This is a genomic window from Pseudomonas sp. SG20052, from assembly GCF_031766055.1.
Classification (GTDB): Bacteria; Pseudomonadota; Gammaproteobacteria; order Pseudomonadales; family Pseudomonadaceae; genus Aquipseudomonas; species Aquipseudomonas mandelii.
On sequence record NZ_CP134498.1, the window covers coordinates 3,216,121 to 3,229,021 of the forward strand.

The following is a 12,901-nucleotide window of genomic DNA, read 5'->3' on the forward strand; positions in this document are numbered from 1 at the left end:
TTTGGATGCTCTTCGTACTTGGCGAACAGGCATCGAGTTTCTCGTGAAGGAATCTCGGCGGCCTGAATTCCGAGAGAGGCACTACAAGGTGCTTTGTCCGATCGTTGAGTCGATGATGCATTGGAGCTGGTCAATCCGCGGAATAGCCTTGTGTGGCTGGAAAAGCGTCGACGCCAGAGCCTTCATGGAATTTATCGTAAGACCGCCCATTTCTTGGGTAGCAACCCCAGGGTGCAGTCGATACTCTAAAAAGACCAGGGAGAATTTCCCGGACAAGTTTCTAGATCCCAATTGGCGTCCGATCATCAGGAAGACTATCTCTGGCGATGATCCAGGCCTAAGCTCTAAGCATCATCGGAACTGGTTTATTACGCATGGACGTGAGTATTTTGCCTTTATTGCATCTGCGTCCGGCACTGAGGCGGAAAATCCTTTCCGGGATATATCGTCGAAAGACTTTGATGCGCGCCCCGAAAAGAGTCGGGCAATCTTCACGTCGTTACAGCTCAGTGATTTAATTAGGACTGCTGAATCACTCGCGAACTACAGCGAAAAATGGGAGCCGTTGTTGTTCGTCGTCGCCGTGGCAGTACACTCGGACATTCCTTTGCGGGCTCTCGGGGCAACGCAGACCATCAAGCCCACGTTTTCGTATTTCAAGGCCCGAAATCCTGAAACATCTGGTGTAGTCCCCAGTAGGGCAAAAACCAATTGTTCCAATATTTACCTGGCATCACGGCCTAGGCTGTCCGTGGGCCCTGGGCTGTTTCAAAGCCCAGTCTATCCTGGACGGCAGTTTGTGTTAGCCCCTCAGTTCGCACCCTACTTTCACCGCTACGCTCAATTCAGGTATCTGCACGACAGATCGCTGGGCTCTCATAGCTTCGTGATTGCTCTGGGGCATGGCTTGGATGCTTATGCGTACGGTAGTCTCATCGAAAACCTAAGCGAGTTTACCGCCAGAATTCTGAAGGCACTCCGGGCCAGACCTGCATCGGCGAGGAAGCACTGGAAAGGTTCGGACAAACTTGACCCAAACACTTCGCTCACATTTGGTGAATTGCGCGGGTCGGCCAAGCGCGCAGGCCTAACTCCCAAAGCTATTGTCTCGCAGGATGTAGGGAGGGATGCCGATGTTTGGCCAGATATTGGCATTCGCCTTCGCAACGGTCTAAGTTGCAATCACAGCTAGGTGCTGCACTGCTTATCACACGGTGATGACTGAGCAGATCAGGCCATTCAAGGACGCCATGCCTTCTATGTCTAGTGCCTAGATCAGAATCGTCGCTGACGTCACGCCCGTGCTAGCTAAGCGCTCAAACGCTCTGGACATGCCGTGGCTCCGACAGTGCAACCAGTCGCTGTTCATGGGGCGTATTCTCACAATTTTGCCCCTCCGTCGTCTCGTATCGTTTTCTCGCAATCTCTAGGGGGATGAGCTCGAAACTCAATTCGGTGCGGCTGGTCACTCGCCTGTTTGCTGCAGAGGTCGTAACATCTGGTGCATTATTGAGCTCGGCAATGCCTGAGCAATGGATTGCTTGGAAGGAGCTGAAATGACCATCCCCTCGCGAGATGAAATCGTTGGAGCCGCTACTGAAGGCAGACTACTTGATCTGATTTTTAAGCACGGCTGGACGCACGATGGTGCGTCCTATGCTCAAGCCCTGGTCGATGCTCATAAATCAAAGGATGTCGATCTCCGCGCCCTGCTCCCTCTGCCTGAGCCGCCCCGATTCTCGAACAACGAATTGCATCAGGGCATGGATATTCTCTTGCCGGCATTGGGCTCAATCGCAACCAGCGGTGCGGATTTGCTTGAATTGATGGCTGGGGCAATTCCTCACGACGACCCCATGCTCAGCCACTTACCGTACGCTGAAATACTGAAATGGAGCCACACCTCGCCTGATCACCCCGTCGAACTATTACGACAGATTGAGTCGGGCGCCCTGCTCGCTCAAAGGTTCCATTGCTTGCAGGCGTGCCTCAGTACCGGACTGCAGGCAGATGCTGATTTCTACTTGGCAAAGGCCATTGAATTTCTCCAGCACGGTGACGCCCTTCGACGCGCCCAGGCAGCCAGAGCCCTCTGTAATTTGTCTGCTGAAGTACGGGCCACAACTGCTGACCTGGTCGAAACTATCCTAGCCGTGATCGAGCGTGAGACCGAGCCTTCGGTACAAGACGCACTCCTCGCCCTGGCACTTGCCTGGCAAAAGGATGCTCCGGTCGAACTGGAACGATCGACGTATAGGCTGATCGAGCGATCCACCTCCCCCGTCACCTTGGCGGCAAAAAAAGCGATTGCCCTTGAGTTGATGGGCACCTCAGATGTTTATAGCACTCAAGTTCGTAGCGATCTCCTTGCTCTTCTGTCGTCAGGCCAGCCAGAGGATGAGTTCGTCACGTTGCTGGACATCGTGTTGGCCGGGCTTATCAGGAGAGGTGAGGCATCGGAGGCTCGGGGTGTGGTTGAGAAACTTATCCTCGCCGATCCCGCCGTACCATTTACTCATTTCACTTCCGTTCTGCATGAGCTTGAGAGCGGAGACGCTGCCGTCCTGGACAAGTGGGTGGTGAGCTGGCTTCAGTCTGAGTCACTGGGCTTATCTCTAGCGCTCAGGCGCGGCTTGTTTGCAGCAAGTGAGGGCCGGGTGTTCACGTTCGATTTCAGCCAGGCGCTGGACGTACCGGAAAGCGATTACCTTTTCATCGCACGCAAAGCGCTTGGCACCTTTTTCTCAAAGCCCCTCTTCATTGCCTCCCTGTTAGTGAGCATGATGCGTAACGCCACGGATGCGACCTTGGGTGCGCTGGAGAGCCTGCTGTTCGACCCAGTTCTGATCAACTACTCCGGTTTGCGATCAGATTACCTGGACGAGATAGCCGCAAATCCCACGGATCCGGCTTCGAAGGCAGTCCAGCAAGTATTGCAGGAACTGCTTAAGTACCTGGAAGGCCTTGGCGATGCGCACATCCGCGAGCTGCAGCCTTCGGAGCGTGAGCGTCAGTTGGAGCATCATCGACGTAATGAGCAAATGCAAAATGAGATGGTGGAGGCTCGCAAGTCTTCAATCTTAGCGAGTCTGGTCAGCGAAAAAGTGCTGCTATACGGCGTTGGGATGGCCAGCTGGGTTCCGGAGTTCCCACCTCCACAGGACATGGCTGACAATGAAACGGGGCCAATGCGCCGCATGGAGCAATCGCTCGCCACTATTAAGCATTCGTTCCAGCTACCTCGGCATTCGGTGCTTGAGCCCTCCACGCTAGAACTCCAGATACTCAACTTCTTGCACGAGAAGCGCTCGCAATGAAACTCGTCTTCCGTGAGTACCTGGCCTCGCTCCGCGAGCGCAATGAGCTGGATGTCGTTTTACCCGATTTGTTGAGCGAACTGGGCTACAACGTGATCTCGCGGCCATCAACGGGGCCACGCCAGTTCGGCGTCGACGTCGCCGCCGTAAGCCCCATGGTGGACGGCGAGCAAAAGCTCTACCTTTTCACAATCAAGCAGGGAGACCTGACGCGGGCCGAGTGGGATGCAGTGCCCCAAGGTGTACGAACCTCTATTAACGATATCATCGACGTATACATTCCCAAGCGGATTGCCACCCAGTACGAGTCATTGAAGATCGTAATCTGCCTGTGCTTTGGGGGCAGTGTAAAAGAGGCTGTGAGAGACAATCTAACAGGCTTGATCAGTAGACTTAGTAATGATCGGATTTCCTTTGAGGAGTGGAATGGCGACTATATGGCGGGCTTGCTCGCTGATGGATTGCTACAGCATCAGCATGTGAGCAAGACTCTGCAGTCGCGGTTCCAGAAGTCCATTGCAATGCTCGACGAGCCCGACGTTTCAGTTCAGCATTTCACCGCACTCATCGAAGGGCTCGTGAAGGCCGACAACCTCGACGCTGTGCACCGGCTCGCGACACTACGACAAATGTACATCTGTCTCTCAGTGCTGTTCGTCTGGGCACGCGCGCAGGAGAACCTCGAAGCCCCCTACCGAGCCAGTGAGCTGGTCATTCTGCGTGCATGGGAGCTGGTCAAGGGTGACATCGAAGCTGCATCGATCGGACACAAGCATATTGGGCTGACCTTCGGCGAGCTTCTGGATCTTCACCATAAGATCTGGGCAGAGTTGATGGGAGATAAAATTCTGCCGCTCACAGCAAAACGAGATGCGCTAGCCAGCTCCGTAAACTCCCATAGTGCTGTAGACATCAACCTCAAACTTTTTGAGACCTTGGGGCGTATCGCCGTGAGGGGACTGTGGATTCTCTGGCCCCACCTTGACGGTAATGGGCCGCGAGACCTTAACGCCTCTGAAGTACCGGAGGAGGCCTCCAAGCTCGCTCGTCACATCGCCGAACTCATACAGAATAATCGTGCACTGTTGTCCCCTGTAGCCGACGAGCAAGTCATCGAGATTACTTGCGCCTTGATGTTCCTATCGATGATCAGGGAGTGGCGCAACTATGCGCAGGATTACTGTGATGAGCTTCTGGCGTACTACCACTTCAATTTCACCAGGCATCATCAGTACCCGACCATCCACGGCAGCTATCAGGAGCTGATTTGGCATCCTCAGGCCAGAACTGAAGAGTATCGGGCGCAGCATACGAAGGGCAGCGCTCTCATCCCAGTCATGATGCTCTGGGCCACTTTGGGTGGCGATACGGTGTCCACAGAACGTTTCTCTCGATTCGTACGAAGCGAGATGAAACATTGCAATCAGCAGCTCTGGATGGCCGGGCCTGACACCGAGGCTCTCTTGTATCTCAGTGATCCCTCGCATGGTCTAGCGCTGTGTGACATACCTATCACTGCTGACGGCGAGGCAGCCAGAAGAATATTGGAGAGGGAATGTTCGGGAGATGGGGACTACACGCGCCTTTCCGCTGTTCGCTTAGGACATTGGCCGGTCTTGGTGATGGCGTGCCGTCATAGTCGGCTTCCGCTTCCGCCGCAGCTCTGGTTCCCACTGGTGATCAAGGAAGATGCTCCAAGCATTAGTGCGGATTCCCAGCGGCCTGCTGCCACTACTGTAAGGGCGCGATCGGCATTCTGGTTTTCACGCCGGGCCGGCGCAAACATCGAGTTGGACGGGGAGAAAACGATTCACTTCGTTTCCCTACCGAAATGGGAAAGCGAAACCACTGAGTAACAATCGGCGCTTGAGCTCAGAATCGACGCGGCTCACGATCAATCATTGGCATCAAGTTGGCCGAGTAATGCAGCAGCCATGGAGACCTAATACCGGCGGCATCCAGCTTCATAATCGGATTCAGGGAGCCGAATGGCTCAACCCTTTCGATGAGCATTTGGGATAGACGCTGATGAGCGAATTTCCAACCTGAGGTGCCTTCATCATGGCTACGTGGATTTCCTGTGATCTGATCCATGCTTTATCTCCTCGGTCGTTTCGAAAGCTTGGCGTGCCCGGCAATTTGCTTATCCTCTGCCCCAGAAGAGGCACTGCTACCCTCCTCCAGGCTTGGCTTATCAACCCTAGCGGGCCGCAGTTGCTCATTCTCTTTCTGTGCAGTTGCCAGCAGTACCGCGGTTTCTCGCTCACGCAAATCGGCTACAGCGGCGGACTGGTGGAGTGCCTTGACCTCTTCGCGCAGAGCTGAGATCTGCTCCATAAGGTGCTCAGCCACCCCAGCGGACTTGGCGTCACCGAGGCGTAGTGCCTGAATTTGGGTGTTGAGAGACTGAACCAAGGCCTCCTGAGTGTGCAGGGCTTTGGTTTGCTGCCTGGCTTCACCGAGCAGGCGTTCATTGTCGCGATTCAGTCGCGTCAAATCGTCCTGTTTCACAGCGATGGTCTCCCGCAACTTGCGCTGCTCAACTTGCATCTCGTGCAGTTGAGACTCGTGCTTGCGTTGATCCTGATCTCGCTGTTCCTTCGCTGCCTCTCGATAGTGCTCGAGCGCTCCACGCGCCTGAACGTGCTTTTCCTCCAGCGATTGGATGTGCTTGTCCTTTTCAGCAACCAGCGACTCAAGGTCGGTACAGCGCTGACTGAGGCCCGCGTTACGGGTCAGCTCAGCCTGGAGTGAGGACTGGGTGGTCGCAAGTTCAGCGTTCTGCGTCTCTATCGCGGCCTGTTGGGCGGCCGAATTACGTTGGGCGGTAGCCAGCTCCGATCTGAGCTTGATGATCTGGTTTTCGAGCGCGGCCCGCTGCAGGTCAAAAGCTGCGGTCGCCTGGGAGATTACTTCCTGGCCCTCCTCCATAAGCTGATCCAGCAGCGTTTGCACCATACCGTTGAGTGTGTCGCCCATACGTACACGTGCTGCTACAGGCTCTCGACTGGAGGGCTCAAGCTCTTTCAGGTACCGAGAAATCGTTGTCTTGGAGCCCGTATTTCCAAGCTCTACGCGCACTGCATCGATGCTGGGGTTGGCTCCCCTGGCCAGTAGCGCCTGACGTGCTCTTTGTACAACAGCTTTATTGATTCCGCCTCGAGCCATGGGGTCTCCTACGATTTCGTACTGTGTTACATGTCATGTAGATACATAACACTTTGTGAAAATTTTACGCCATTTGATCTCGATTTACTAGAAGCCCATAATAGTGCTTTATGGCTTCTTGACCCTTTGTAGCGCCCGGAGACCCGCCCATTGGCGCATTCAGGCAGAAACGCTCCGATTTTGAAGGCAAAGTACGATGGAAAAGGCAGATCGGTACCTCAGCGCCGGCACCCGGGAGAACACCCGAAAAAGCTACCGGGCGGCAATCGAGCACTTCGAGGTGAATTGGGGCGGGTACCTGCCCACGACCGGCGCAGGTGTCGTTCGCTACCTGGCGGAGTACGCCGACAAGCTCGCCATCAACACTCTGAAGCAGCGTCTGGCAGCCATTGCGCAGTGGCACATTACTCAGGGTTTCCCTGATCCGACCAAGACGCCTGACGTTCGCCAGATGATCAAAGGCATCAAGGTCGTTCACCCTGCACGGGTTAAACAGGCCGCCCCACTGCTGCTGAAGCACCTGGAGCAAGCGGTCACATGGCTTGAAGGGGAAGCTGCAGTCGCCCTTGAACGCGGAGATTACAAATCGCTGGTGCGTCACCGTCGCGCGGTGGCGATCATTTTGATCGGGTTCTGGCGTGGCTTTCGCGGCGACGAGTTGGCCAGGCTAACGGTGGAGGAGACTCAAGCTATAAGCGGTGAAGGCATCACCTTTTTCCTGCCCTACACCAAGGGTGACCGTCAGCATGAAGGAACTACGTTCCAAACGCCGGCGCTCGCCATGCTGTGCCCCGTTGAGGCCTACATCAACTGGATCACGGTTGCCGGGATCGCGAAAGGCCCGGTGTTCCAGCGGATTGATCGCTGGGGCAATCTGTCAGGCAAAGCCATGCAACCGCACAGCCTAATCCCGGTGCTGCGCCGCATTTTCAAAGAGGCAGGATTGCCAGCGGAGCTGTATAGCAGCCACTCAATGCGGCGCGGCTTTGCAACCTGGGCGTCCGCCAATGGGTGGGACATCAAAGGGCTGATGAGCTATGTGGGCTGGAAGGACATGAAGTCTGCATTGCGCTACGTGGATGCAAGTGTGTCGTTCGGCGGGATAGCGTTACGCGCAGCCCCTACTGATGGGAAGCGGCTGGCCGGCAAGGACTGACGCCCAGTTCGGTGCTAATGTTTCAGGCCAGTTGAAGTCTTTCGAAAAGCCAGAACATCCGGAAAAATCATCCGCAATATCCCGGATCTGTTCAAGAGTCCGTGGCTGCCCCCTCCCTGCGCGAAACCACCTGTCCTGTACCTAGCATCGGTAGCTGCGCTTTTATTTCTGCTACGAAGTTTGCGATCATTCGGCACGAGTCAAATTGAGGAAATGCCCTTTCCCCTACCAGGCTCTCGCCTGTCGATTGATCGAGCAGTTCGACTGAAAGCTCGCGCCGTCAGTCGATGATGCATTTGCAAAGGGGCAGACCCAGTCTCTCCAAGGAGTTCTGAAACGATTAACTGATCAGGGTTGCACGCCCCCATAGAGCGACAGCTGCGAGACCGCATAAACAGTGTCCCTACACAAATCGACCTTGTCTACATGCTCACTAAGGCGAAACAAGATCACCTGAATTTTTGATACGTAGAATCAATGTGCATTAGCGTCTCAGATCAATAAAGCGTGTAAAATCTATTGCCACACAGCAGGTAGATCTTTTCAAATTTTCCTTTGCCACTTACCAGACTCTGTTGAACTTGAAAGATGATTTCTTGCATCAGCGACTCGTCCCCTTGATACGTGTAATCTTGAGGAACAACCACCAGAAGAGATCTTTGATCCGGGTACTGCTTTTTATGTTTGCGATTGATTGCAGATACTATTTTCTCTCCTAGAGAATCACTCATCTTTTTGAAGTCAGCCCGAGTTTTCACGGGCAAAAAACCACTACCTACCTGAGAAACTAATGAGAGCAGCTTATGGTCGTCCTCCGGCAAAGCCCAGGTAATCTCCAATATTACTTTGATTAACCCGTCTACTTGCGATACTTTCAAATCAAAAATATCAGCCCTCCGTCCAAACGATAAAATTTCATCATCAGCCGCTTTGATTTTTTGCACATAGTAGAATATAGGCAAAAGCTCCTCGCGTAGAAACTTATTCTCGGGCCTTCTTGTGGAAAAGAACCCATCCTCTGCAGCGAGATAGCTTAAGTTCTCTTCGGTACTGTTTTGGAAATAATCCCTTATAGTGGCTTTGAACGCTACCACAGACATTGGCCTTTCAAACAAGGACATATCAATAGATTCTTTCTCATAGCTTTTATTTTTGGGCGCTTCACGTGACTTTAATTCCAGATCCGCACCCTCCACAATTGAGAGGTAGTGCATCATAAAATCAGGATCTGGGTGAAATTCTGGGTGATCCGTCCGCACAATCTGTTGTTGGCTGTATCCGAAAAGGCTCTTAAGATGTCATTGACTTTCCTCTCAAGCTCAGAGGCCACTCGCTTTTTGACTACCAAATCCCTCTCAATAAAACTAAACCACCAGATAAAAAAATTCTCATAAATCAGATACTCATGCTCGTGAAAATAAACATCTGTATTTAACTCTTCCTTAAAAAACGTTAATGTCGAATTTAATGCCTCAACCAGTTTCGAGTGAGTGCTCCAGCCTAGCGTGACCTTTGGATTGCCTTCCGAAAATAGGACAAAACCATGAAACTGCTCCGCCTCCAATTTATTTAAATCTTCACCATTCATTATCACCAATTACTCCATTATCTTTACAATCATCTGCCTAGAAAATACCAAAGTATGGGCAGCGCTAGAGCTAGTTATAGCACTTCTACCGAAACTCGCCGCTGCAAAACCAAGGGTTATTCGCCAAGGCTTCGTAGAGCACCTTCTTCCAACCATTGATCATATCAACCGAGTTGGCGGCTGATCGGAGGAAGTCTGAAAAAGCCTCGGGGGACTGCCTGCTGAAATAATTCATATGCATGTCCATTAGGAAGCCTAGTTCTGAGCCCGCCTGGACGCTGTAGCGCTTGGAAATCCCGAAAAGATCGAAATGGTTAGCTGCTCTTGCCTTGTCCTCATCTGTCCAATGTTCTGGTGGCGTGACGGAATAAATGATCGCGCATGGTACGGTATGGGACACCGAAACACTGATCCACCTTTCCTCGAAAAACTGTCGTTTGTCCAGGTACGGATGAAGCAGTTGCTGATGCGGATGGTCGACCAGGGGGTTACGTTTATCAGTATTGCAATCACGGCAGGCTGGGATAAGGTTTTGGGGCACGATGGCCAGCTTCGGATAGCTGGCTTTTGGCAAGTAATGATCAAGTGTTCGAGGCTGGCCTATCCCTCCACATGTCGGACAGTGGTCACCTGCTGCCACTAGGATAGAGTCGTAAATCGCACGACCAGGCTCTCTCTGCACCATGTAATATTCATACAGGTGAACCAGCTCGCTCTTCCGAATATCATCGGCCACTAACGGGTCTTCCCCCCGACCCACCCTCAAAGAAGGCAGTTGCCAGGTGGATCCGCCAGATGCTCTGTCAATGAACTCAGCAGCAATGGCGCTGATAGCTGGAAGAACACCCCTCATTCTTTCCCGCTGCTGATCATCAATGATTGCTGAGGTGCAGGCCATATAGGCCTCCTCCGGGGTGCAATTGGGGGCTGCGAGCTGCTTCATGCCTGCCCCTTCGAATCACGCTCAGCGATTAGCGCTCTGAGGATTGCCTGAGCCTCAAGCCCTAATTTTCCACCAAATTTTTGAAGAATGACTTCAAAGGTATGCCCTTCGGCCGCTTCAGCTGCAAGCAATGTATGAAAGCCCGACGATGCCACCTCCAAACCAAAAATCTCCCGAGTCAGAATCCCGACGTTCTCGCCGAAGGTCTCTACCTTGGGCCGCAGGGCCGAGGCAACCAAATGAGAACGATGAATCTTCCACACACACGACGCGGGGATTTCTTGGAGCACTACCGGAGAATGCGTGGCCACGATCGCTACACCGTTGCGATCCAAAAGCAATTCACTCAATGCCCGGATCAATGCCGATAGTAGCGGCGGATGTAAATGGCTTTCGGGTTCGTCCATCAGAACAAGAGTTTTTTCTTCGACCCGTTCGACAAGCTTCGTAATTGTCAGCAACACGATTGAATGGCCGGAGCTGAGATTTGAAAATATTTCGTTAGCCGTCGAGACCCACTCTTCGCCGCTCAAGGACAGAAGCCTATCGAATCCCATCCCCGCGAAGTTTTCATCGGACTCTAGAGTTTTGACGGCTTGTCGCCAGCGATTACGTTTGTAGGGTTCACGCAGGCACCCTCTCATGCCATCAATGAAGTCAGATTTTAGGACGTCCCGACGTTTCAACTCATGCCATGCGTCTTCACCTTTAGACTTCAACCCGACATAGAAAAAACAGGTGCCTTTGGCTGGGTCAGGCTGCTCTGGAGGTGGATCAAAGGGGTCAAATGCGCTGAAGGATACGAGCACTACGCTGCTGAAAAAATCCGAGGCAATAATCGCCCGCTGCTGGCCCCAAAACTGAACTTGATAGATGGCATCTCCACCAGCGTGGCCATTGTGAATGGCTTTGGTAATGCCATTGAGGATGGTGGTTTTTCCGATGCCATTTCGCCCTATTAGCGCATGAACATTGGTCAGTGGCGTTGAGTCGACGTTCACGTCGAAACTCAACTCGATGCCAGCAGTAGAGCTGTCAGCCTGCTTCGTGTAGATGAAGGAAAAATTTGTTCGGATAGCACCACCAAGAAGGACGCGCGCAAATTGATTTTTAACGCTGACCAAGCTGACATTGCGCAACAACGAGATTGAGAGCACGGGCTCGTCTATTATCGTTTCCAGGATTTCAGGGTTAGCGACGATGTCTTTCATCCCACGGAGGAAGTCGAACCGCAGATTGCCTGAGGATGAACTCGCGATTTTGTGGTAGTACTCCACACTGGTACCGAGTGAGAAGAAACCCTCTGGGAGGCTTTGGAAAGAATCTGGAAGTTTGGAACGTGTGGTTGTTGCAGTGTCCTGCCCTTTGAATCCAATCTTGACATTCTCAAGGTCGTGAGCCGCACCAAATTCGTCGTATACGATGACATAGAACATTGTGACAAAGCTGTGATCGTTCCAGCGGTCATATTTCAGATAAGCAGTACTGGGCTTGCCGATCGGGAATTTTTCATCCCTTCCTATGATGTGAAATTCCATTCTTCCCTGTTCCTGATAGAACGCTATGTTCAGCGGCCATCTTCGCTAGATGGCGCTAATGGTGGCATTTCAGCTTCGGAACCACAACGCGTGACGCGCAGGTCAGGCTTAACACAGCACATATCTTTCTTCACTGGATGCACCAGCTAGGCTCGCTGACTCTCCATCACGTCGCCGGCACCGCATTATCGTTTCGAAATTTCCAGTTGTTTAACAGAGGTGTGCTCTCGCCTTGATCCAGTAGCACGGTGCTTGCGCTTGTCAGTGCCCTGCTCAACCCGCACCAAGGCTTCTGAAGACATGAACCTCAGATCATAGGGAGCGCGCCGTTACCACCTTTTTGAAAACGGTAGAATACTCAATATCAGCTCTTTGATCTTAATCTCTAGATATCAATCAGGCCCACTTGAAACACAACTGGTCGCCACTCAATGGACGCGGAACCAACCGACCTCACCGCTCACCGCTCACCGCTGTAGCTTGTGTCTACATGTCGCAAATCCCCGGTGCTCGCGAGTGCAATCGAAGCTGGCACTTCGCCTATGTGCTTAATACACAACTTCATAGAGGGCACACGTACCTTCTTGTTCATTTCGTGGCCATAGGTATGAATGAGCCAGTGCTCGACGTCGTCGATGCTTGCCAGAGCAAGCTCGCTGAGCTCGCCGACGTAGAGTTTAGCCCCATGCCTCAAGCAGCCCTCAATCCAATGTCGATAGCCCGAGTTGTACCTTCCGCTGGCGTGAAGATCGCCAAGCACGCGCTTGTGTCCACCGAAGAAGCTATTGTGGGCCTTCCCCCAATAAAACGGCTTATCGTCCCATTCGTGCAGATAGATCACGCGGCGTCGATCTTTAGCTTCGTCATACGTAAGGCAGCGGTGCCAAGTGATTTTCATCGAAGACTATTCCCGTAATCATAAATGTTCTGTGGCCATCAAAATCGGCCAGACAGTTTGCGGTCATTAAGCCCCAGCAGTGATGAGGAATTGTTCGCTTGAGGGCTTGGCCAACATCAGTAAAGGATCAGGTAGTTGATAATCCAGGTAGCCGCGAGAACAGAACTGCGTCTGCACCGGTCGCCTAGTGGTGCTGTCAGTACGCTCATGAGGGCTTGCGTCAAAGTGATCAAATCGCTGGCTCACTAACGCAGCAATCACCGATACTCGTCCCTCTCATCAAGCGCTTCAAA

General features: G+C 52.7%; 10 protein-coding genes. 3 read left to right on the plus strand and 7 right to left on the minus strand.

Features of this window, described 5'->3' with window-relative positions; translation table 11 throughout:
- The first annotated feature begins 1,556 nt into the window (after positions 1-1,556).
- Positions 1,557-3,317: a hypothetical protein gene (locus RHP74_RS14745; RefSeq protein ID WP_166590983.1), complete on the plus strand. Its 1,761-nt coding sequence runs from the start codon at positions 1,557-1,559 to the stop codon at positions 3,315-3,317.
- Entirely contained in the window at positions 3,314-5,173 is a 1,860-nt protein-coding gene (locus RHP74_RS14750; RefSeq protein ID WP_311100172.1) for a chemotaxis protein, read from the plus strand. The genes RHP74_RS14745 and RHP74_RS14750 overlap by 4 nt, the downstream gene beginning before the upstream one ends.
- Before the next feature lie 16 nt (positions 5,174-5,189).
- Here the strand turns inward: RHP74_RS14750 and RHP74_RS14755 are convergent, their stop codons facing one another.
- Both RHP74_RS14755 and RHP74_RS14760 read right to left on the minus strand, forming a co-directional pair.
- A complete protein-coding gene (locus tag RHP74_RS14755) occupies positions 5,190-5,411 on the minus strand; it encodes a hypothetical protein (RefSeq protein WP_311100174.1) in 222 nt (73 codons plus the stop codon).
- Positions 5,412-5,414: 3 nt separating this feature from the next.
- Positions 5,415-6,485, minus strand: coding sequence for a DNA-binding protein (locus tag RHP74_RS14760; RefSeq protein ID WP_311100177.1), 1,071 nt, complete (start codon positions 6,483-6,485; stop codon positions 5,415-5,417).
- A gap of 196 nt (positions 6,486-6,681) precedes the next feature.
- Between RHP74_RS14760 and RHP74_RS14765 the strand changes: the two genes are divergently transcribed.
- Positions 6,682-7,641, plus strand: coding sequence for a tyrosine-type recombinase/integrase (locus tag RHP74_RS14765; RefSeq protein ID WP_311100180.1), 960 nt, complete (start codon positions 6,682-6,684; stop codon positions 7,639-7,641).
- A 497-nt stretch (positions 7,642-8,138) separates the two neighbouring features.
- Here RHP74_RS14765 and RHP74_RS14770 read toward each other — a convergent pair whose 3' ends face one another.
- The 5 genes from RHP74_RS14770 to RHP74_RS14790 all read right to left on the minus strand — a co-directional run bounded on the left by RHP74_RS14770 (position 8,139) and on the right by RHP74_RS14790 (position 12,608).
- A complete protein-coding gene (locus RHP74_RS14770; RefSeq protein ID WP_311100182.1) occupies positions 8,139-8,858 on the minus strand; it encodes a hypothetical protein in 720 nt (239 codons plus the stop codon).
- The gene (locus RHP74_RS14775; RefSeq protein ID WP_311100184.1) at positions 8,855-9,229 is read right to left on the minus strand and encodes a hypothetical protein; all 375 of its coding nucleotides are present in this window, start codon (positions 9,227-9,229) and stop codon (positions 8,855-8,857) included. Before RHP74_RS14775 ends, RHP74_RS14770 begins: the two co-directional genes overlap by 4 nt.
- 85 nt (positions 9,230-9,314) lie before the next feature.
- A complete protein-coding gene (locus RHP74_RS14780; RefSeq protein WP_311100186.1) occupies positions 9,315-10,172 on the minus strand; it encodes an HNH endonuclease in 858 nt (285 codons plus the stop codon).
- Positions 10,169-11,710: an AAA family ATPase gene (locus tag RHP74_RS14785; protein ID WP_311100188.1), complete on the minus strand. Its 1,542-nt coding sequence runs from the start codon at positions 11,708-11,710 to the stop codon at positions 10,169-10,171. The genes RHP74_RS14780 and RHP74_RS14785 overlap by 4 nt, the downstream gene beginning before the upstream one ends.
- Positions 11,711-12,170: 460 nt before the next feature.
- On the minus strand, positions 12,171-12,608 hold the full coding sequence (locus tag RHP74_RS14790) for a hypothetical protein (RefSeq protein WP_311100190.1): 438 nt from the start codon (positions 12,606-12,608) through the stop codon (positions 12,171-12,173).
- Positions 12,609-12,901: the final 293 nt, after the last annotated feature.